Annotated in this window: 20 protein-coding genes; 8 read left to right on the forward strand and 12 right to left on the reverse strand. The window is 61.3% G+C overall.

Translation table 11 applies throughout. From position 1 onward, the window contains the following. Nucleotides 1–6 precede the first annotated feature (6 nt). The 6 genes from ACR0NB_RS03230 to ACR0NB_RS03255 form a co-directional block, all read right to left on the reverse strand. Nucleotides 7–228: a hypothetical protein gene (locus ACR0NB_RS03230; protein WP_170338672.1), complete on the reverse strand. Its 222-nt coding sequence runs from the start codon at nt 226–228 to the stop codon at nt 7–9. Then, entirely contained in the window at nt 225–1,382 is a 1,158-nt protein-coding gene (locus tag ACR0NB_RS03235; protein WP_170528837.1) for an aromatic ring-hydroxylating oxygenase subunit alpha, read from the reverse strand. The genes ACR0NB_RS03230 and ACR0NB_RS03235 overlap by 4 nt, the downstream gene beginning before the upstream one ends. A 111-nt stretch (nt 1,383–1,493) precedes the next feature. After that, entirely contained in the window at nt 1,494–2,210 is a 717-nt protein-coding gene (locus ACR0NB_RS03240) for a helix-turn-helix domain-containing protein (RefSeq protein WP_254429924.1), read from the reverse strand. Nucleotides 2,211–2,488: 278 nt separating this feature from the next. Then, on the reverse strand, nt 2,489–3,049 hold the full coding sequence (ilvN, locus tag ACR0NB_RS03245) for an acetolactate synthase small subunit (protein ID WP_093962354.1): 561 nt from the start codon (nt 3,047–3,049) through the stop codon (nt 2,489–2,491). Further along, nucleotides 3,046–4,302: a glycosyltransferase family 87 protein gene (locus tag ACR0NB_RS03250; RefSeq protein WP_170443027.1), complete on the reverse strand. Its 1,257-nt coding sequence runs from the start codon at nt 4,300–4,302 to the stop codon at nt 3,046–3,048. The genes ilvN and ACR0NB_RS03250 overlap by 4 nt, the downstream gene beginning before the upstream one ends. 64 nt (nt 4,303–4,366) lie before the next feature. Continuing rightward, on the reverse strand, nt 4,367–6,118 hold the full coding sequence (locus tag ACR0NB_RS03255; protein WP_170338679.1) for an acetolactate synthase 3 large subunit: 1,752 nt from the start codon (nt 6,116–6,118) through the stop codon (nt 4,367–4,369). Between the two features lie 418 nt (nt 6,119–6,536). On the opposite strand from ACR0NB_RS03255, the gene ACR0NB_RS03260 reads away from it, so the two are divergent. Together ACR0NB_RS03260 and ACR0NB_RS03265 are read left to right on the forward strand one after the other, a co-directional pair. Beyond that, the gene (locus tag ACR0NB_RS03260; RefSeq protein ID WP_480774925.1) at nt 6,537–7,382 is read left to right on the forward strand and encodes a HalD/BesD family halogenase; all 846 of its coding nucleotides are present in this window, start codon (nt 6,537–6,539) and stop codon (nt 7,380–7,382) included. A gap of 44 nt (nt 7,383–7,426) precedes the next feature. Beyond that, nucleotides 7,427–7,801: a bleomycin resistance protein gene (locus ACR0NB_RS03265; RefSeq protein ID WP_480774926.1), complete on the forward strand. Its 375-nt coding sequence runs from the start codon at nt 7,427–7,429 to the stop codon at nt 7,799–7,801. A gap of 30 nt (nt 7,802–7,831) precedes the next feature. Here the strand turns inward: ACR0NB_RS03265 and ACR0NB_RS03270 are convergent, their stop codons facing one another. Together ACR0NB_RS03270 and ACR0NB_RS03275 are read right to left on the reverse strand one after the other, a co-directional pair. Continuing rightward, nucleotides 7,832–8,476: a response regulator transcription factor gene (locus tag ACR0NB_RS03270; RefSeq protein WP_170338171.1), complete on the reverse strand. Its 645-nt coding sequence runs from the start codon at nt 8,474–8,476 to the stop codon at nt 7,832–7,834. Beyond that, nucleotides 8,476–9,909, reverse strand: coding sequence for a cache domain-containing protein (locus tag ACR0NB_RS03275; protein WP_480774927.1), 1,434 nt, complete (start codon nt 9,907–9,909; stop codon nt 8,476–8,478). The genes ACR0NB_RS03270 and ACR0NB_RS03275 overlap by 1 nt, the downstream gene beginning before the upstream one ends. A 247-nt stretch (nt 9,910–10,156) precedes the next feature. On the opposite strand from ACR0NB_RS03275, the gene ACR0NB_RS03280 reads away from it, so the two are divergent. From ACR0NB_RS03280 to ACR0NB_RS03290, 3 genes are all read left to right on the forward strand, one after another. Continuing rightward, the gene (locus tag ACR0NB_RS03280; RefSeq protein ID WP_170338175.1) at nt 10,157–11,239 is read left to right on the forward strand and encodes a TRAP transporter substrate-binding protein; all 1,083 of its coding nucleotides are present in this window, start codon (nt 10,157–10,159) and stop codon (nt 11,237–11,239) included. Nucleotides 11,240–11,363: 124 nt separating this feature from the next. Further along, nucleotides 11,364–12,290 carry a TRAP transporter small permease subunit gene (locus ACR0NB_RS03285; protein ID WP_170338177.1) on the forward strand — a complete coding sequence of 309 codons (927 nt, stop codon included), beginning with the start codon at nt 11,364–11,366 and terminating at the stop codon, nt 12,288–12,290. 17 nt (nt 12,291–12,307) lie between these two features. Continuing rightward, nucleotides 12,308–14,662, forward strand: coding sequence for a TRAP transporter large permease (locus ACR0NB_RS03290; RefSeq protein WP_170366234.1), 2,355 nt, complete (start codon nt 12,308–12,310; stop codon nt 14,660–14,662). 74 nt (nt 14,663–14,736) lie between these two features. Here the strand turns inward: ACR0NB_RS03290 and ACR0NB_RS03295 are convergent, their stop codons facing one another. The 4 genes from ACR0NB_RS03295 to ACR0NB_RS03310 form a co-directional block, all read right to left on the reverse strand. Next, nucleotides 14,737–15,126, reverse strand: a complete 390-nt coding sequence (locus ACR0NB_RS03295) for a VOC family protein (RefSeq protein ID WP_170338689.1) — start codon at nt 15,124–15,126, stop codon at nt 14,737–14,739. A gap of 6 nt (nt 15,127–15,132) precedes the next feature. Continuing rightward, nucleotides 15,133–15,957, reverse strand: coding sequence for an arginyltransferase (locus ACR0NB_RS03300; protein ID WP_093962342.1), 825 nt, complete (start codon nt 15,955–15,957; stop codon nt 15,133–15,135). A 74-nt stretch (nt 15,958–16,031) separates the two neighbouring features. Further along, on the reverse strand, nt 16,032–16,463 hold the full coding sequence (locus ACR0NB_RS03305; protein WP_093962341.1) for an RDD family protein: 432 nt from the start codon (nt 16,461–16,463) through the stop codon (nt 16,032–16,034). 67 nt (nt 16,464–16,530) lie between these two features. Further along, nucleotides 16,531–16,950 (reverse strand): DUF2852 domain-containing protein, encoded by a 420-nt coding sequence (locus ACR0NB_RS03310; protein ID WP_170338185.1) that lies wholly within the window; start codon nt 16,948–16,950, stop codon nt 16,531–16,533. A 141-nt stretch (nt 16,951–17,091) separates the two neighbouring features. Between ACR0NB_RS03310 and ACR0NB_RS03315 the strand changes: the two genes are divergently transcribed. The 3 genes from ACR0NB_RS03315 to ACR0NB_RS03325 are packed head-to-tail and all read left to right on the forward strand — an operon-like array spanning nt 17,092 to nt 20,546. Then, on the forward strand, nt 17,092–17,481 hold the full coding sequence (locus ACR0NB_RS03315) for a DUF4440 domain-containing protein (RefSeq protein ID WP_480774928.1): 390 nt from the start codon (nt 17,092–17,094) through the stop codon (nt 17,479–17,481). A gap of 13 nt (nt 17,482–17,494) precedes the next feature. Then, on the forward strand, nt 17,495–20,287 hold the full coding sequence (locus ACR0NB_RS03320; RefSeq protein ID WP_480774929.1) for a [protein-PII] uridylyltransferase family protein: 2,793 nt from the start codon (nt 17,495–17,497) through the stop codon (nt 20,285–20,287). Further along, complete coding sequence (locus tag ACR0NB_RS03325; RefSeq protein WP_170338699.1) at nt 20,274–20,546, forward strand: hypothetical protein; 273 nt, start codon at nt 20,274–20,276, stop codon at nt 20,544–20,546. Before ACR0NB_RS03320 ends, ACR0NB_RS03325 begins: the two co-directional genes overlap by 14 nt. Nucleotides 20,547–20,595: the final 49 nt, after the last annotated feature.

The raw sequence follows: 20,595 nt of genomic DNA on the forward strand, positions 1-20,595 counted from the left end.
TCGGGGTCAGGAATCGGGCACTTCGCGGCCCATGTCGACCAGCATCTGACGCAGACGTCCCGCGCCGGGCAGGTTGGCTTCAAGCGCATGGACATAGGCGTGGGTCAAAAAAAAGCTCCGGGCGTCGTCGTCCTGCTGGCTGGCGGCGGCCAATTCGTACAATTCAGCCAAAGCCGTGATGTCACCCGCCGCATGCGCCTGCAGAAGGCGGGTGTGCAGGTCGGTCATTCAGCGGCCAGTTCGTTGCGATGTGCCATCAGACGCTGCGCCACCCAGTCGTGGAACAGATGGGTCGGCCCGTCCATCGCCGGCGAGAAATGTCCGCCGTCAAACCCCGGCGCCGCGCGGCCACGCTGCATCCCTTCTACGACGAACACATCCTCTTCAAAGACCACTTTCCACTGCTCGGCATTGCGGGCGCGCAGATCCGCATCGGTATCCGGCGCCGAATAGAACAGGTGGATGTGCTCCGAGGTCCGGTTTTGGGCCTCGGGCCGCAGAATGATGGCGAAGGCGTGGTCCCGGTGCACGCCCAGCAGCACGTTGGGGAAGGCGGCAATGTATTCGGCTGCGGTGTCCCATTTCTCGCTGAGACCTTCGAAATCGGGAAAAACCCGACCGTCCTCAGTTTTCAGTTGCCGATAGACCAAGGTTCCCTGACCGGAATAAAGGCCGGGCTCCTGGATGTGATAGTGATCCTCAAGCCGCGAGTAACTGTTCAACCCGGGATGCACCCACGGCAGGTGATAGCTTTCACAGTAGTTCTCGACCGCCAGTTTCCAGTTGCAATTGACGTCCAACCGAAAGGAACTTTCCGGGCCGCCGTGGTACAGCGGCTTGTCGAACTCGGCCCAACGCTCGATCAGCCTGGCGTTGGCATCCTCGAACGTCGGCGCGTCGCCCGAGACGTTGATCCAAACCACGTCGCGCCATATATGGCTACGCACCTCGATCAGGCCGAGTTCCGATTTGCTGACCGCGTCATGTGCGTTCTGGCCCGGGCCGCCCACATGCGGCGTGGCGACCAGCCGGCCTTCGGTGGAATAGCACCAGCTGTGATAGGGGCAGCGAATGGCGCCTTCGATCTTGCGGGGCTCTCCGACCAGGATCATGCCGCGGTGACGGCAGATATTCTGAAACACACGGACCGTACCGGAACGGTCACGCAGCAACAGGAGCGGAATACCCATGAACTCCAGCGGAACCGCGTCACCGGGCTCGGGGACATCGGCGGTGACCGCGAGACCGGCCCAGCCATCCAGCAGCAGGGCGCGAGTTTCTTCGGCGTGCAGGGCAGGGTCCGTATAATGTGCGTTGGGCAGGCCCAGAGCGGTTTCAATGCTCTGACGAACAGCCGACAGTTCGGTTGGGGTGCTGGCCATCTGGTTCTCCTCGCTTCTCCACCAGCCTAGGCATCCGGGGCCAGCCCTCGCTTACACTTCTGCGACTCCGGCTTTTCTCACAACGACATGCACGGGAGTTTGGGCGGTTTCCTATGTCCTGCGTGCCAGTCTTGCTGCCTCCAGCGTTGCCCGGAAATCGTGGCCCAGATGGCGGATTTCCAATCTGTAGATGTGCGGAGTAGCCGCAGAGTGCTCCATGCACGAACCGATCCAGACGCCGTTGCCATCGGTCATGTCCTTGCGGATCACCATCGTCTTGCTGTCACGACCAGCCTCGCGCGACAAGACTGCGTAGATATTGGGTCCGGCGCAGGCGGCGAAGCCACGAAGTTCACGGCCCGTGGCGGAACGCGTACCGGCCATGGCCGGCGGCAGGAAGCCGCGCAGGACAGCACACTGATGCAGGTGCCGGGTTTGAACCAGCCAATGATGGGCGCGTGGATCGGCTTCGCCGCCATGTTGCGTCACAAGATAGACGCCGCTTGGAAACGTGTCCTCGGTCAAGGCTGCCAGTCCGGGCCGAAGGAACTGGACCACGCTTTCGGGCAGGTCACAGCGCCGGGGCGCGGGGATTTCCTCAAGCGGTTTCAGCAGAATGCGGGCGTCCACGTCAAAGAACCGGCAGATCCGGTCCAGAACGTCCGGGCGTGGAAAACTCTCGCCAGAAAGATACCGGTTGAACTGCGTGCGGTTGACACCCAGCTGTCTGCACAGTTCGGCGACCGAAGGATAGCGGTCGGCAAGTTGCCTGAGATTCGCCCCCAGCATGCTGCGCAGCTCGGCGGGCGTGCGAGTGTCTACGGCCATGTCTCACTCTGGTTTGCAACGGTTCGGGAAACACGACCGGAGCGGCCAGAAAGGCCGGTCGCCAGTCAAGAAATCGTAAAATTGACCCCATGGAACACGCAGTTTGCTTGTTCTGGTCCAAGCGTAACGCGCTCAGGCGCGAACGCAATAGGCATTAAGCCCATTTGTATGGTCTTTTTCCTGTCAGTGCTCAGTTGCGCACCTGCAGGAAACGATCCGACAACGCAAAACGCCCCGTCAACGAGGGCGACGGGGCGTTTTGATGGGTTCGCGAAAAATCAGTTGCCGCGCAGCAGGGCCGCGACACCTGTTCGTGCAACCTCGACAGAGCCCAGCGGGCGCATCAGGTCGGCGAATGCATCGATCTTGTCCGGCGCGCCGGTGATTTCGAAGATGAACGAATTCAACGTGCTGTCCACGACATTGGCCCGGAAAATGTCGGCAAGGCGCAACGCTTCGACCCGCTTGTCGCCTTCGCCAACGACCTTGATGATCGCCAGTTCCCGTTCGACCGAAGGGCCTTCGACTGTCAGGTCATGCACGTCATGCACCGGGACGATACGGCCCAGCTGAGCCTTGATCTGTTCGATCACCTGCGGTGTACCGGTGGTGACGATCGTGATGCGGCTGAGGTGTCCGGTATGGTCAACCTCGGCCACGGTCAGGCTTTCGATGTTGTAGCCGCGCCCCGAGAACAGCCCGATGACCCGGGCTAGAACCCCCGGTTCGTTTTCGACCAAAACAGCAATCGTGTGGCGTTCCTGCACGTCCGAGAAGGTCGGGCGCAGGTTGTAAGCCGAGTGGCGGGTGGAACCTTTTCGGATCTTGAGTGCAGTCATTGGAAGACCTCATCGTTGGCAGAGGAATAGTCTGGCGCCCGCAGCCGTTGAACAACGGCACCGATGCAAACCAGACAGGAAAGATACAAAAGCGGTGCAAAAAGCAGGCGGATCGAGATGTCGGCCTCGCCGCGGAACAGAAAGGCGAAGAAAGCGGGGGCGGCACCCAGCCACATCGCTCCGGCCAGCGCCAGGCCCCATGGGCTGTTCGTCAATACACCTGCGCGCAAGAGGAATAGTCCCGCAGCGGAGATCAGAGCAGATTCGTAGAACCACAGGTATGGGGTGGACAGCATAACCGCCAGCGCCAGCACCGCGGCTCGCAGGTCAAAACCGATCCGGGGGCTGCGCCATGTGATCGTGACCATGATGGCCGCGCAGGCTGTGATCGTCCACTGAACGGCCAAGGCGACAGGCTCGGGCAGCCCAAAGCTGGCGAGCGTCGAATAGGGGCTAAGCATCAGATTGTTTTCGACGATGGTTTCACGCACCACCGAAAAGTGGACCGCCATCATGTTGCGCATTTCCAGCCAGTATTCCGGACCGTAGAGCGCGGTCGCCAATCCCGAGATAACCAGGGTCGTGACGCCGGCCGAAATGATGGTCGGCCACGCCCGGCACGCCAGCAAAGCAAAGGGGATCAGGATGCCCAGCTGAGGTTTGAGCGTCAGAAGGCCGATAAAAAAGCCGGCAAGAACCAAACGTTGGTTCTTGAGCGCTGCAAGTGCCGCCAGCAAACCGGCCATCCACAAGGCTGCGGTCTGCCCCATGAACAGGGTCGGCAATATCGCGGGTGGTAGCGCAAATGCGAACCAGACCGGTGTGATGCCTTCCGCGAACGGCCGGGCGGCGAATATCATCGCGACGATCGACGCGATCGAGAAGACCAGCCAGGCAATGGGGAAGGGAAGGGCGCCCAAGGGTTGAAGCGTTGCAAGAAACGCGGGCGGGTAAGACCAGGGCATCCAATCATCTTCCTTGATGACGTTGTGCATGGCGGTCAGGCTGTCGACACTGAAAGCCGACAGAGGCTCACCCAGATGGGCCAGACGTCCGGCGGCCCAGAAGACCCGAAAGTCGATCGGAAAGCCGGCGCTGCCATTGGCCGCGATCTCGCTCCAGCTGAGGCCGAGCCAGATGACAAAGACCCCAAGCACCAGCGCAGGGACAAGAATGCCCAACTGCCAGCCGCGACGCCCCGCAAAAATCTGCAGGTTCTCGCGTGGAGATGTCTGAGTGGGGATGCCGGGCATGTTCCGTCCTGTCCTGTGAGCGTCCATCAGGGCCAACAGCGTGGCCCTGTGTCCGCAAGCAATATCAAACCAGCACCGCGCCGCCAGCCTGAATGACACCCTTCGTTTCGGCCTCGCCCAGCAGCATCTCGTTATGGGCCTTGCCCGACGGGATCATGGGGAAGCAGTTCTCGTGCTTTTCCACCAGACAGTCAAAGATCACCGGACCGTCGTAATTGATCATCTCCATGATCGCGTCATCCAGATCGGCGGGGTCTTTGCAGATGATCCCCTTGGCCCCGAAGGCCTCGGCCAGCTTGACGAAATCGGGCAGGGCCTCGGACCACGAATGCGAGTAGCGTTCGCCGTGCAGCAGTTCCTGCCACTGGCGCACCATGCCCAGGCGTTCGTTGTTCAGGATAAACTGTTTCACCGGCAGGCGGTATTGGACGGCGGTGCCCATCTCCTGCATGTTCATCAGCCAACTGGCCTCGCCCGCGACGTTGATCACCAGCGCGTCCGGGTGTGCCATCTGCACCCCGATCGAAGCCGGGAAGCCATAGCCCATGGTGCCCAGCCCGCCCGAGGTCATCCAGCGGTTGGGGTCTTCGAACCCAAGGAATTGCGCGGCCCACATCTGGTGCTGGCCTACCTCGGTACAGACATAGCGATCGTGATCCTTGGTCAGCGCCTCGAGCCGTTCCAGCGCGTATTGGGGTTTGATCGCCTTTTCGCTGTTGGTGTAGGCAAGGCAGTTGACCTTGCGCCAGTCCGAGATCTGGGCCTGCCACTTGGCGATCGCTTCGGTGTTGGTTTTGCGACCACGCGCCTTCCAGACCTTCAGCACGTCTTCCAGAACATGCGCCACGTCCCCCACGATGGGGATGTCCACCCGGATCACCTTGTTGATCGAGGACGGGTCGATGTCGATATGCGCCTTTTTCGACTTGGGCGAGAAGGCGTCGATACGCCCCGTGATCCGATCGTCGAACCTGGCGCCGACATTGATCATCAGATCACAGTCATGCATGGCCATGTTCGCCTCGTACAGACCGTGCATGCCCAGCATCCCGACCCAGTTCTTGCCCGATGCCGGATAGGCGCCCAGGCCCATCAGGGTCGAGGTGATGGGGAACCCGGTCGCGTCGACCAGCTCGCGCAGCAGTTGGCTGGCAGCGGGGCCTGAGTTGATCACGCCGCCGCCGGTGTAGAACACGGGCCGCTTGGCGGTTTCGATGGCGGCGACCAGTTCGGTGATCTCTTCGATGTCGCCCTTGAGCGCCGGTTGATAATGCGAGGTCGATGGTTTCGGCGCGGTGTATTTGCCGGTGGCAAACTGAACGTCTTTGGGGATGTCGATCAACACAGGACCGGGACGGCCCGCGGTGGCGACGTGAAACGCCTCGTGCATGGTTTCCGCCAGCGAGTTGGTGTCTTTGACCAGCCAATTGTGCTTGGTGCAGGGCCGGGTGATGCCCACCGTATCCGCCTCTTGGAACGCATCCGAGCCGATCATGAACGTCGGCACCTGACCGGTCAGAACCACGATCGGGATCGAATCCAGAAGCGCGTCGGTCAGGCCGGTCACCGCGTTGGTCGCGCCGGGCCCCGAGGTCACCAGTGCAACACCGGGTTTGCCGGTTGAACGGGCGTAGCCTTCGGCGGCATGTATCGCGCCCTGTTCATGCCGCACCAGGATGTGACGGATGTCATTTTGCAGAAAGATCTCGTCATAGATCGGTAGCACGGCGCCGCCGGGGTATCCGAATACCGTGTCCACGCCCTGATCCTTGAGGGCCTGGACCACCATCTTTGCGCCGGTCATCTCACGTGTCATCTGCTTTGCTCCGTTCGCGACATGTGTCTTGCGTTTGACAAAAAAAAGCCCCCGAAGTTTCGGAGGCGCATGGGTTCGATTATGGCTTACCGTTACCGGCCCATGCGCGTGTTTCCTACGATTACGACTAGCGCTCTCATCGCCAGAGGCTCCTTTTTGCGTGGGGCAGACATTATGGGCGGCGCGAAGGGGCGTCAACAGGCAATCTGGCCAATTTCCTGACTCTGATGTCGAATTTTGCGACATTTTGTTGCGCAGATTGCCGCATGTCGAGAAATTTCCGGAAATACTGGCCGAGTTTTACCGAGTTCCCAGCGGTGGTCGAGGTCAGAATGCGTCAGAGCGATGTCTGAAACGGGCATGATGCGGGGTCCGGGGTGGGACAGGCTGGAGCTGCGAACAAGTCAGGGAGGACGGCATGCTGGTGGATCTGGTGGACCTCGGGCGCTATCCGATAGATCGTCCGAATTCGGCGGCCTATGATCGGTTGATCGATGACATTCGTCGTGACCTCGACAAAGATGGTTGCGCAGTTTTGCCCGGATTTGTCCACGAAGACGGGTTGAGCCAGTTGCTGACCGAAGCCGAAGCCGTCGCGCCGAGCGCGCATCGCAGTTTCAACCGGACCAACGCCTATTTCACCAAGGACGATCCCCGCTTTGGTATCGCCCACCCGATCCGTCGGTTCTATGACCGGTCGAACGCCTTTGTTCCGGCCGACAATTTCCCGTCAACCGGTCCCCTGCGCAGAATTTACGAGTTCGAAGGTTTTCTGCCCTTCATCCGCGAAGCGCTGAATGAACCCGAGGATCGGTTCTTTCGCTACGATGATCCATTGGCGGATGTGATCATCAACGTGGTCGAAGAGGGGCAGGGCTTTCCGTGGCACTTCGATACGAACAACTACACGGTTACTCTGGCGATCCAGAATGGCGAGCAAGGCGGCGCCTTCGAATACGCGCCGAACCTGCGCACCGCCGAGGAGGAGAACTTTGACAAGGTGGCGATGGTTTTAGACGGCAATATGGGAATGGTACGCCAGTTGGAGCTCAATCCCGGTGATCTGCAGATCTTTCGGGGGCGCTATTCCTTGCATCGCGTGGCGCCGGTGTCGGGTGCACGGCCGCGCTACGTGGGGATATTCTCCTTTGTCGAGGCCGAAGGCATGTGTGGCGGGGTCGAGCGTACCCGGCAGCTCTATGGTCGTGTGCTGCCGTGTCATCACGACAGGGAGGGGTTGCGAAACGATGAGCTTCTGGACTGACCCGTGCTAGGGTGGAGCAGTCAGATCCTGCCAGGGAGTGCAAGGTGCCACGTATTCTTCAGCTGACCCCTTTTGTCCTGTGTTCCTCGCTGAGCCGGCAAATTGCATTCTACTGCGATCGTCTGGGTTTCGCGTGTGGGTTCACGCAAGACAACTATGCTTTTCTCAGGCTTGGCCCGGTTGCAATTCGCCTGCTGGAATGCCCGCCGCGCGCGGATGGCCTGCCGCTGGGTCACGAGCAATCCTTCTATATCGATGTCGAGGATATAGACGACTTGTATGAAAGCCTGCGTCCCGAACTCGAAGATCTCCCCGAAGGGCGGGTTCGTGCGCCATTCGATCAGCCATATCAACAGCGAGAGTTTCACGTTCTGGATGAGGACGGCACGCTGGTCTTTTTCGGCGAGGGAATCCGCTGAAGCGCGGAAGCTGCGCTGATGGCGCGGCCGTCAGAAGGCCACGCCGGTTCCTTGCAGAACGCCATGTTCCAGCGCATATCGGGTCAGGCCGGCAGTCGATGAGATGCCCAGCTTGCGCTTGATGTTTTTGCGATGAGTTTCGACCGTGCGAACCGAAATATCCAGCGCCAGCGCGACTTCCTTGTTCGACTTGCCCTGCGCCAATTCCAGAAGGATCGTCTGCTCGCGTCCGGTGAGTGCTTCGCGCGCCGCATCCTCTTTCGGTTCCAGCGATCCGATCGCCCCGGTGCACAGATAGCGCTCTCCACGCATGACTGCGTCTATGGCCTGCTTGATTTCGTCCGTCGGCACATCCTTGAGAACATAGCCCTTGGCCCCGTGGCTCAATGCGGTCGAGATGTATTCCGGGCTGTCATGCATCGACAGAATGAGAATGCGGGTGTCGGGCAGCCGTTCGAGGATCAGCTCCGTGGCGCTGAGCCCCCCGAGCCCCGGCATGTTCAGATCCATCAGGATGACATCGGGCTGCAGGCGCGCGGCCTGATCCACCGCGTCTCGGCCATTGCCCAACGTGCCGACGACCTTGATGTCGTCAAAACTCTCGAGGATCGACTGGATGCCCTCGGCGACCATGGGGTGATCGTCGACGATAAGGACTCGGATCGTTTCGGTCATCAGGAACCGGCCTTTCCTTTGGGTGTCGCGTCTTCCTGCGGCGGCAACAGGTGGCTCAGCGGCAGGCTGACTTCGATCACTGTACCACTTTGTGCGCCGCGTGATGACAGGATACGCAAGGATCCGTCAAGCTGTTCTATGCGCTCTTGCATGTTGCGCAGCCCGATCCCGGTGCTGACCCGGCCCGGTCGTGACCGAAGGCCACGGCCGTTGTCGGTAATGCGCATGGTCGCGCCCTTCTTGTGGCCGCGCAGGTCGATCGTGACGCGGGTTGCGCCAGAATGGCGTTCGATATTCGTCAGGGCCTCTTGCGCGATACGATAAAGGGCGATCTTGCTGTCCTGGTCCAGACGATTGCGGAACACGACGGTCGAGAATTCTGTCTCGATCCCGGTCCGTTCGCGGAAATCGTCGGTCAGCGCCTTCAGGGCCGGGCCAAGTCCCAAGTCATCCAGAACGCCGGGCCGCAGATCGCGGCTAATGCGGCGCACTTCGGTAATCGCGGTGCCCAGGTTGTCGATGCCCTTGTCCAGCGGCGCACGTGCGCCGTCGTGATCTCCCTTGGACAGGCGCCGCCGGGCATTGTCCAGCGCATAGCGTACCCCGACCAGGATCTGGCTGATCCCGTCATGCAGCTCACGCGCCACCCGGCCGCGCTCCTCCTCCTGCGCGTCGATGACCCGTTTGGTCAGTTCCTTCAGCTTGGCATCCGCAAGCCGGCGTTCGCGGATGTTCAACAGCATCCCCGAGGCGAAGACGATCAGAACCGCCGCCAGAACGATTCCGCCGATGTACAGGAACGTGCGTTGCACCCGCGCTTCGACTTCGGCGCGGGCATTTGCAACGGTGGCCACGATGTCGTCGATGAATACACCGGTTCCCACGGCCCAGCGCCAATCCTGCAGGCCGACGACATAGGCGATCATCATCGCCTCTTCCCCGGTCGAGGGCTTCTGCCACATGAAACTGTGCCACCCGGCACCCTGCCGGGCCAAGCGGATGAACTCGTCGACGACCGGAACGCCCTTGCTGTCCGTCAGGCCCTCCCAGTTCTGATTGATGAACTCGGTCTGTCGCGGGCTGACAAGGTTGTTGCCGTCATAATCGTATACGAAGAAGAACCCGTCCTTTCCGTAGATCATCGCCGACAGGATCTGGGTCACCAGATTCTGGGCGACCTTGTCATCCGGAGACGCGCGTCCGTAGATATAAGCGAACCCGTTTCGGGCCTGTGTCACGTAATTGCGCAGCTCTTCCTTCTTGGCCTCAATCAGCCGACGCTCCAACGCCTTGATCTCGCGTTCAGCAGTCGCGCGGGATTCGTAGGCCACCATGACCGCGATTGCGGCCACGGCCACGACCAGCGGAATGGCCGCCACCAGCGACAGCTTCTGAGCGTAGGTCAGTGAAAGCAGAGCGCGGAGTTTCCCCATGGTCGAATCGATACGCAAGCGGGGGTGAAATTGCAAAGAGATTGGGCATTCCGGCGCTTGAAACGCCCAGGACTCGCGGTTTGCGGGTCAAAATGAGCCCCTCAATTGCGCGTTCCGCAGAAAAAACCATCTGATCTACGTAGTAATAGGTATTCCTTTTCAAACGGCCTTCATTAGGGTGACGCTACCGTAAACGACTGGCTCGGGCGCTGCCCGAGTCGTGACTATGAAGGGGAGGATTACTCTTATGGATCGTCGTAAGTTTCTAAAAACGTCGGCACTGGGCGGCTCGGCCGCAGCGGCAACCGCACTGGCGGCACCCGCCTATGCGCAGGGCAAGCGCACGCTGACCATGGTTACCTCGTGGGGCCGCGGTCTGGCTGGCGTGTTCGACAGCGCGCAGCGTTGCGCCGACAGCATCACCGCAATGTCCGACGGCAACCTGACCGTTGACATCAAGGCAGCGGGCGAGCTGGTGGGTGCGTTCGAAGTGTTCGACGCCGTTTCGTCGGGTCAGGCTGACATGTATCACGCCGCCGACTATTACTTTGTCGGTCAGCACCCGGGCTACGCGTTCTTCACGGCCGTTCCGTTCGGCATGACCGCGCAGGAACTGGTGAACTGGTACTATTTCGATGGCGGCATGGAGCTGCATGACGAACTGGGCCAGATCTTCGGCCTGAAATCGTTCCTGGCAGGCAACACCGGTGCGCAGGCCGGCGGCTGGTACTCGAAAGAGATCAACAGCCCCGAAGACTTCAATGGCCTGAAGTTCCGTATGCCGGGTCTGGGCGGCAAGGCTCTGGGTAAACTGGGCGCATCGGTTCAGAACATTCCGGGTTCGGAAGTGTATCAGGCACTGTCCTCGGGTGCCATCGACGGCACCGAGTGGATCGGTCCCTGGGCCGACGAAAAGGCCGGTTTCCAGGAGATCACAAAGATCTACTACACCGCCGGTTTCCACGAGCCGGGCGCAGGCCTGTCGCTTGCCACCAACCGCGACGTGTTCGAAAGCCTCTCGCCGGCGCACCAGAAGATCATCGAAATCGCTGCCGGCGAAGCGCACCAGTGGAACCTGGCACAGTTCCTGGCCAACAACGGCGCGGCGCTGCAGCGTCTGCAGGCCGGTGGCGTGAAGGTCATGGAATTCCCCGACAGTGTCTGGGATGCCTTCGGACAAGCCAGCCAGGAAGTTCTGGCCGAGAACATGAGCGACGAGCTGTTCAAGAAGATCCACGACAGCGCGATGGCATCGATGAAAGCCTCGTCGTCGTGGCTGAACATGTCGTCGGGCGTCTACACCGCGCAGCGCGACCGCGTTCTGGGCTAACTGGCCGTCTGGCAATCAAACGGTTTCCCCGCCACGTGCGGGGAAACCTTTCCTGTTGCAGATGCGCGGATCGCACGGTTTTCCGCTATAATCAGCGTCGCAACCAACGGGACCTGGGGACATTATGCAGGACGAAAACGGTATCTCGTTCTTCGGCGCCCTGTGGAACGGACTGGTCTGGTTCGTTCAGAGCATCGCCGAAGCCTTCTATAATTTCGGATACGCCATCACGCATCCGCAGCTGTGGCTGAACTGGTCGGACAAAGAAGCAATCATGCGCTTTGTCTACTACGGCGGGTCGGTCGAGTTCTTTTTCGTGGTCTTCACGATCTTCCTCGTGCTGACCGCGATCGGGCTTTACTTCCGCGGCTTCATGTGGGGCATGGTGCGCGTTTTGGAAGGGTTCGCCAACACGACCGGGCGCTTCTTTGCCTGGGCGGGCCTGCTGATGGTGATCCAGCAAATCGTCATCGTATTCATGCAGCGTGTGTTCGCGCGGCCTGACATGGCGTTTGGTCTGGGTATCCCGTTCCAGATGGATATCAGCTGGTATGCCGAAGAGCTGAAGCTGTACAACGCGCTCGTCGTTTGCCTGTGCTGCACGTACACATTCGTGCAGGGCGGCCACGTCCGTGTGGACCTTGTTTATGCCGGCATCTCGCACCGGGCCAAGCGCGTGGTCGACATGCTGGGCTCGATCCTGTTCATGATGCCCATCGCCGTGCTGACCTGGATGTATGGCTGGTACTTCATGTGGCGTCACCTGATCGTGCCGAAGCCCTCGGCCAGCGACACGCTGGATCGGCTGGTGATGAAATCCCGCGCGCTGCGCTGGAACGTCGAAACCATCGGCTTCAGCCCCAACGGCTTCAATGCCTACTTCCTGTTCAAGATCCTGCTTGTGGCCTTTGCCGCGATGGTGTTCCTGCACGCGATCGCGTTCTTCTACCGGTCCTATCTCGAATATGTCGAAGGCCCGGAAAGCGCTGGAAAATACCTCGACAAGGACAGCCTTGGCGAGGGTGAAGAAGCCTACGAAGGCACACATTAAGGACGGAGACCAAGACAATGCTATTCGGACTTGATGGCGTCGAGATAGGCCTCATTATCGTATTCCTCTGCCTGTTTGGCGGGATTCTCAGCGGCTTTCCGGTGGCGTTTGCCATCGGCGGGGCCGGTATCATCTCTTTCGGGATCATCGCCGCGCTGGACAGCGCCGGGTTGCTGATCCACCAGGCGATCGACACAAGCTCGCAAGCCTATCGGGACATCGTGAATTCGGGTGTGAAACCCGATGTGATATCCGTGTTCCGATACCCGGACCTGCCAAGGATCGCCGAGCCGGTCTTTGTTCAGGGTTGGGAAACCGCGTTGGACCGCAACGTGTCCTTCATCGTGAACCGTATCAACGAACGAGTTCTGGCCGGTCAGTCGATCGAGACTCTGCTGGCGGTGCTGATGTTCGTGTTGATGGGCATCACGCTGGAACGCTCGAAAATCGCCAACGATCTGCTGACCACGATGGCGCGCGTCTTTGGCCCGTTGCCGGGTGGTCTGGCGGTGTCGATCGTGGTTGTGGGGGCATTCCTTGCGGCCTCGACCGGTATCGTGGGCGCGACCGTGGTGACGATGGGCCTGCTGGCCCTGCCGACCATGCTGCGCAACAACTACTCGCCAGAACTGGCGACGGGTGTGATCGCAGCCTCGGGCACGCTGGGGCAGATCATTCCGCCCTCGATCGTGATCGTTCTGCTGGGCACGCTGGCGGGTGACCTGTATTCGACGGCGCAGGAGACACGCGCGGTCGAAGCGGGCTGTACCGACGCGCTGACCTATCTGGGCGAGCCTGCCGTGGTTTCGGTGGGGACGCTGTTCCAGGCGGCGCTGCTGCCGGGGATCATGCTAGCGCTGCTCTATGCGCTTTATGCCTTTGGATACGCGCTGCTCAACCCGCACAAGGCACCTGCGGTCGAACTGTCAGGGGGCAGCGGCGAGACCATCACCCGCTCGGAAGGCCTGACCTGGCTGCTGGGTGCCCCGGTCGCACTGATCGTGGGCGCGGTTCTGCTGGGAAGCGCCGGTGTCATCGGAAGCCAGAACATCACGGTTTCCGGCTTCTCGGATATCGGTGAGGCGGCCTCGTTGCGCACCAACGTATCCGAGGAGTGCAAGGCCTCGATGATCGACCTGCATGGTCAGGCGGCCTGGGACAAGGCCGTGGCCGAGCAGGAAGCCATCGATGCTGCCGGCGGCGCAACCGAAGCGCAACGACTGAGCGAAGAAGAACTGGCTTCGGCCCGTGAAGCCAAGATTGCGGCTGCCGCCCCGATCGGCACCGGTGTCGCGGTCATGGTCGTACTGCTGGGTCTGACGCTGGTTCTGGGTCGCGGCATTGCGCCTTCGCAATCGCCGCAGCCGCTGATCGTGGGTGCAATCGGGCTGATCCTGATGCTGCTGGTCGATGTGCTGCTGATTGCGCCGACCACCTCGTCGGGGGCCACCTTCCTGCTGCTGGCGCTGCCTTTCGGGCTTGCCATGTATGGCTGCAAGGAAGCGGCGGCGCGCTGTGCGACCAATGATCTGATCCGCGTGGTATTCCCGCCGCTGGTTCTGATCATCGCGGTACTTGGATCGATCCTGGGTGGTGTGACCAACCCGACTCCGGCAGCAGCGCTGGGGGCAGGCGGGGCCATCATGCTGGCGGCCTATCGCAAACTGCAGGATCAGGGACGGTCGGGCAAAGTGATCATCTGGTCCACCTTCGCTGTCATCATCTGCCTTCTGCTGGGTGTCAACTTTGACCTCCGCGTGAACCAAGGCGATGTAAGCGTCGAGACCTGGATTGCGTTCATCCTGGCCTATGCCACCTACCTCTATGCGCTGTTCGGCCTGCTGTTCGCCTGCTGGGTGCTGTATGCCAGCGGTGTTCTGACACCGGTGGTGCGGGAAACCGCCAAGGTGACCTCGATGGTGTTCACCATCCTGATCGGATCGCAGCTGCTGAACCTAGTGGTGATCTCGTTCGGCGGGGAACACTATATCCAGCAGTTCCTCAAGAGCTTTGACAACGAGTTCACGGTCTTCCTGATCGTGATGCTGGTGCTGTTCATCCTGGGCTTCGTGCTGGACTTCCTCGAGATCATCTACATCGTGATCCCGATCGTGGGTCCGGTGATCTATGGCGGGTCGTTCGACCCGAAATGGGTGACGATCATGGTGGCGGTGAACCTGCAGACCTCGTTCCTGACGCCGCCATTTGGCTTTGCGCTGTTCTATCTGCGCGGCGTGGCGCCGAAAGAAGTGACGACGGGCCATATCTACCGCGGGATCATCCCCTTCGTGCTGATCCAGGTGGTTGGCATCGGAATCCTGTGGTTCTTCCCGTCGATCGTGACGATCGTGCCGGACCTGATCCCGAACTGATCGGTGATGGCGTTATCAAAGTGAAAAGGGGGCCGCGAGGCCCCCTTTGCTTTGGTCCCGGCTGACGCCGGTTGTCAGGTGAACTGGATCAGGTCCCAACGGTTCCCGAACGGATCCTGCCAGACGGCAACGATGCCATAGGGTTCATGGCGGGGCTCTTCCTCGAACCGGACCCCGTTGGCCAGCATGTCTGCGTGATCGCGGGCGAAATCATCGGTTCTGAGGAAAAACCCGACACGACCTCCGGTCTGATTACCGATTGCGGCCCGTTGGCTGTCTCCGTCAGCCTTGGCCAACAGCAGAGCAGCCCCATCGCTGCCGGGGGGCGTAACCAAAACCCATCGTTTGCCTTCGCCCAGATCGATGTCCTGGGTCAGCCGGAACCTAAGCGTCTTGGTGTAGAACGCGATCGCGTCATCATAGTCCGGCACCACCAAGGTGACGGCGTGCAAACCTTGCTGCATCGGAATTCAACCTTTGGTAGGGTGGCGATCGGGAAGTTGGATATTCGCGACCTGCTCGGCAATCGGAGCCGTCGAAAGCGGGTGATGCGTTGAGTCGGTGAACGCCTCCGGGTCGTCCACACGCTGCCACCCGCCTTTGACATAGACCTCGAGCCCGGCGAATTTCACCTTGTAGCCCATCTTGGGGCTGCCGGGGACCCAATAGCCCAGATATACATATGGCAGCCCGGCCTCGCGCGCGATGTCGATATGATCGAGGATCATATAGGTCCCCAGCGAGCTTTGCGGCTGGTTCGGGTCATAGAAGGAATAGACCATGCTCAACCCGTCATCCAGAACATCGGTCAGGCTGACGGCGATCAGGTTTCCGGTTTTGGGGTCGGCATATTCAACGACGCGGCTGCGGATCGGGGTCTCTTCGATCATCGCGGCGAATTCGAACACGTCCATATCCGCCATGCCGCCATCGGCGTGCCGTGTGTCCAGGTACCGCCGAAACAGTTCGTACTGGTCGTCGGTGGCCCAAGGTGAGGTCGCGCGTCGCTGAAGATGCGCATTGCGCCGCGCCGCGCGTTTCTGGCTTTTGGTCGGAGAAAATGCCGAGACGTCGATCCGGGCCGACAGGCAGGCCGCACAATCGGTGCAGGAAGGCCTATAAAGTACGTTTTGAGACCGGCGAAAACCCTGCTGCGACAGAGAGTTGTTCAGCTGATCCGCGCCTTCGCCCTGAAGGGCGGTGAACAGCTTACGCTCGATCCTGCCCTCGAGATAAGGGCAGGGCTGTGGTGCAGTCACATAGAACTGCGGCGCAATCGGCAGCGTGTGTCGCATGAAGGCCCCGTGTTTCCTCGGGGCCGATGATAGCAACCGTTTCTGGGGTCGCCAAGTCCCAGAAACGGGCCGTGTCAGGCGCGCTGGTTCAGCATTACGGTGCCGAGGAAGGCATCGGTCAGGCCCTGGTTGCGGGCACTGGTCAGCATCATGATGACCGAGATGATCTGCAGGATCGGAAACGCCATGCTGACAAAGTAACCGGCTGTATGCGCGACGGCCTTGCCGGTATCCATACGTTCGCCAAATGCGTCGCGCAGCTCAATCCCCATAAAGCGCATGCCCAGCGTGGCAGACCCGTTTGCGATGGTGACGACTCGGTAGATGAAACTGACGACCGCATAGATCAGCGCGATGACGAACAGGCCCATGCCGAAGGTCAGCAGAATGGCAACCGTGCACAGCAGCGAAATGAAGGCGATATCGAACAGCCACGCAAAAAAGCGTTTGATCGCCACGGATTTGTAGAAGTCCGGCTGACGATCCGGGTCGGGCAGATGAGACATGAAGGAATTTCCAGTCGGTTGTTGAGGTTTGCCCTGTCCCACAGAGAGGGGGCAGGGCGGTAGGGTATCAGGCGGTTTCGTCCTTGTCGTCCGCCGTATTCTCCTGAGCGCGTTCGTTCATGAACTGGTCGAACTCGGCCTTGTCCTTGGCTTCGCGCAGGCGGTGCAGGAAGGCTTCGAAATCCTGTTGTTCCCGTTCCAGGCGGGCCAGCGTGTCGGCCTTGTAGGCGTCGAATGCGCTGTTGCCCGAGGGCTTCATCGCGCTCATGTGGCTGTGCCAGGAATGGCGGCGGCTGCAGGATTTGCTGAACATGCGTTTGCTCCAGATCATATAGGCCAGAAGGGCCAGGCCGACGGGCCAGAAGAAGATGAAACCAAGGACCATGGCAGCGATCCAGGCGCCTTTACCCTTGTCGTCAAGCCAGGCCTCTGCACGGTGCAACCATCCCGGGTTGCGGGGGACGGCGTGTTCGGACAATGCGGTCATTTGGGCTCTCCAGGTTGATGTAAATTGTGTTCACATTGGTCTAGATGGGGTGGCCCGGCCCGGATGCAAGGGGCGATGTGAAAAAGATTTACATTTAGTGCCCCGGTTGACGGCAGTTCTGATCCTGCGCAACGTGCGGGCATGAACACGCACAACGACAAGGCCGTCCCGACGCTTGAAGAAATCCTGAACCTGGAGCAGCAGGTCTGGACCGCTTTGGTCGAGGGTGATGCGCAGGCGGACTGGGCGTTGCTGAGCGCCGATTTTCTGGGCGTCTACCCATCCGGTTTCGCCAATCGCGACGATCATGTGGGTCAGTTCGCAGACAGCCCGACCATGGAGTCATATGAGTTGAGCGCGGCGCAATTGCGCGTTCTGACCGCGGATATCGTCCTGTTGTCCTACCGGGCGGACTATCAGCGGCCGGGCGCGTCCGCGCGCGAGGCGATGCTAATTTCTTCGTTGTGGCAACGCCGGGATGATGGCTGGATCAATACCTTCAGCCAGGACACTCCGGTCGAGGTTACCTGACCGGAATTCGCCCATGACCGACAATCTTACCATTCGCCGCGTCCCGCGCCCCTACGACCCCGAACTGGGGCGAGAAGCCTGCGCCGCAGTGCCGGATCTGACCGCTGATCAGTCCGAACTGGTGACCGGTGCCGCAGGCAGCAGCCCGTACCTCAAGAGCTTGATCGACCGTGAGCGCAATTGGCTGGCCCCGGCGCTGGATCGGCCGCAGCACGCCCTTGCGCAGATCATGGACGACGCGCGCGCGTTGGCTCCTGACCAGTTGAAACCGGGCTTGAGGCAGGCCAAGCATCGGCTTGCCTTGCTGACGGCCCTGGCCGACCTTTCCGGAGCCTGGAACCTCGAGCAGGTCACGACGGCGCTGACCGACTTTGCGGCGCTTGCCGTGGATATCGCGGCCAAGGCCGAGATCGCGGCGCTGATCCGGCGCAAGAAGCTGCCCGGCATGACCGAAGACGACGTCGAGACCGCCGCCGGGATGGTGATCCTGTCGATGGGCAAGATGGGCGCGCACGAACTGAACTACAGCTCGGATATCGACCTGATCGTGCTGTTCGACGAAACCCGGTACGATCCCGACGATTTCTATGAGGCGCGGCAGGGCATGGTGCGGGCCACGCGCAATTTCTGCGCTACGCTCAGCGACAAGACGGCCGATGGGTACGTGTTCCGCACCGATCTGCGCCTGCGCCCCGATCCTGCGGTCACCCCCGTCTGCATGGCGACCGAGGCGGCCGAGCGCTATTACGAAAGCCTGGGCCGCACATGGGAGCGTGCAGCCTATATCAAGGCCCGCCCTTGCGCCGGTGACATCGCCGCCGGGCAGCGGTTTCTGGAGACCCTGCGGCCCTTTGTCTGGCGCCGCCATCTGGATTTCGCCGCCATCCAGGACGCTCACGACATGCGCCTGCGCATCCGCGAGAACAAGGGCACCGGGGGGGCTCTGACGATCCCCGGCCATGACATGAAGCTGGGGCAGGGCGGCATTCGCGAAATCGAGTTCTTTACCCAGACGCGGCAGTTGATTGCCGGGGGCCGCGACCCCGACCTGCGCGTGCGCGGCACGGTGCCGGGACTGGCCGCGCTGGCAGCCAAGGACTGGGTACCGCAGGACGTGGCCGACAAGTTGACCGACCATTACCGCGCACATCGCGAGGTCGAGCACCGCATCCAGATGGTGCATGACGCGCAGACCCACAAGGTGCCGCAGTCGTCCGACGGGATCGAGCGCATCGCCTGCCTGATGGGCACCACCAGCGCCGACCTGACAGCCGATCTGACACGCCGCCTGACCGAGGTGCACGAGCTGACCGAGGGCTTTTTCGCGCCCGGCGCCGGCCCCGCGCCGACCGCAGCTCCCCCGGTCGAGTTCGACGCCGGCGTTCTGGCCCGGTGGACAACCTATCCCGCGCTGCGTTCGCAACGGGGCGCGCGCATTTTCGAGCGGCTCAAACCCGAATTGCTGGCCCGGCTGGCCAAGACCGCCCGTCCCGACGAGGCGCTGCTGGCGCTGGATGGGTTTCTGGCCGGATTGCCCGCTGGTGTGCAGCTGTTTTCGCTGTTCGAAGCCAACCCGCATCTGATCGACCTGCTGGTCGACATCGTCGGAACCTCGCATGCACTGGCCGCGCACCTGTCGCGCAATGCGCAGGTGTTCGACGCGGTGATCGGTGGCAGCTTCTTTGCCGATTGGCCCGGTCAGTCCGCCTTGCAGGCTGAACTGTCCCACGCGCTGGCGGCTGAGTCGGACTATGAAACGCAGCTGGATCTGGCGCGGCGCTGGTGCAAGGAATGGCATTTCCGTATCGGTGTGCACCACCTGCGCGGTCTGATCGACGGGTTGCAGGCCGGGCGGCAATACGCGGACCTCGCGCAGGTTGTCATCGCCGCGATCTTACCCTGCGTAGAGCGGCAGTTTTCGCAGAAGCACGGCTCCCCCCCAGGGCGTGGCGCTGTGGTGCTGGGCATGGGGTCGTTGGGGGCCGCTCGGCTGAACTCGCAATCCGATCTGGACATGATCGTGATCTACGACCCGCAAGCGGTGGACATGTCCGACGGCCCCAAGCCACTGGCCACGCGCACCTACTATGCGCGCTTTACACAGGCGCTGATTACCGCCCTATCGGCACCGATGGCGCAAGGACGTTTGTACGAGGTCGACATGCGACTGCGGCCGTCCGGCAATCAGGGGCCAGTCGCCACAAGCTGGGCCAGCTTCACTCATTACCAACAGGAGGAAGCCTGGGTTTGGGAGCATCTGGCCTTGACCCGCGCGCGTGCAGTTGCAGGCAACACGGATCTGGCAGACGATTTCGAAGCTTTCCGAACGCAGTTCCTGTCTCGCCCGCGCGACAAGGATCAGGCCCTGCGCGAAGTGTCCGACATGCGCGCACGCCTCGCGGCCGCGAAATCTCCCGCCGGTGTCTGGGATGTCAAGAACGGCCCCGGCCGTCTGCTGGATATCGAACTGATGGCCGAAACCGGCGCACTGTTGTCCGGAGCGCCACAGCGCGACGTCGACTCGGGCTTGGACGGAGCGGTCGCTGCGGGTCTTTTGTATGTCGCTCAGGCGCAGGTGTTGAAGGACGCATATGACCTATGCTGGTCGGTGCAATGCGCGGCGCGGCTACTGTCTGGCAAGGTGATCGAGGCCGACAAGATCGGGCAGGGGGGCACGGCCTTTCTGTGCCGGGCGACCGGGTTCGAGCAGGTCGAGCAGTTACAGTCCGCCTTGCAGGACAGCTATGCTGCCGCAGCCGAAGTGATCGGCGCGGTGATCGAGGAGAGTGCGGATGGCGCGCAGTGACGACCCGAACGACCCCAAGGGCCTGATTCGCGAGGCCTATCGCATCGACGGAATCACGCTGCCCGAGTGTCGCAGCATCTTTTTGGACTGGGCGCTCAGCCTGCCGGACGGGCGCGACCAGAAGCAGGCGCTGACCGAGTTGCATGCTGTCTATACCGCACAGGATGCCGACCATCCCATGACACAGGTTCTGCGCGAAGGGCTGGACACCGCGCAGGCTCCGCGCCGGCGCGGCGGCTGGCGGGCGCGCCAACGCTGACGGATCGCCAGAGGGGCTTTTCTGCCCGCGCAATCGCGACTATGAGGGC

The sequence above is a fragment of the Ruegeria sp. CG3 genome (genome assembly GCF_056537205.1).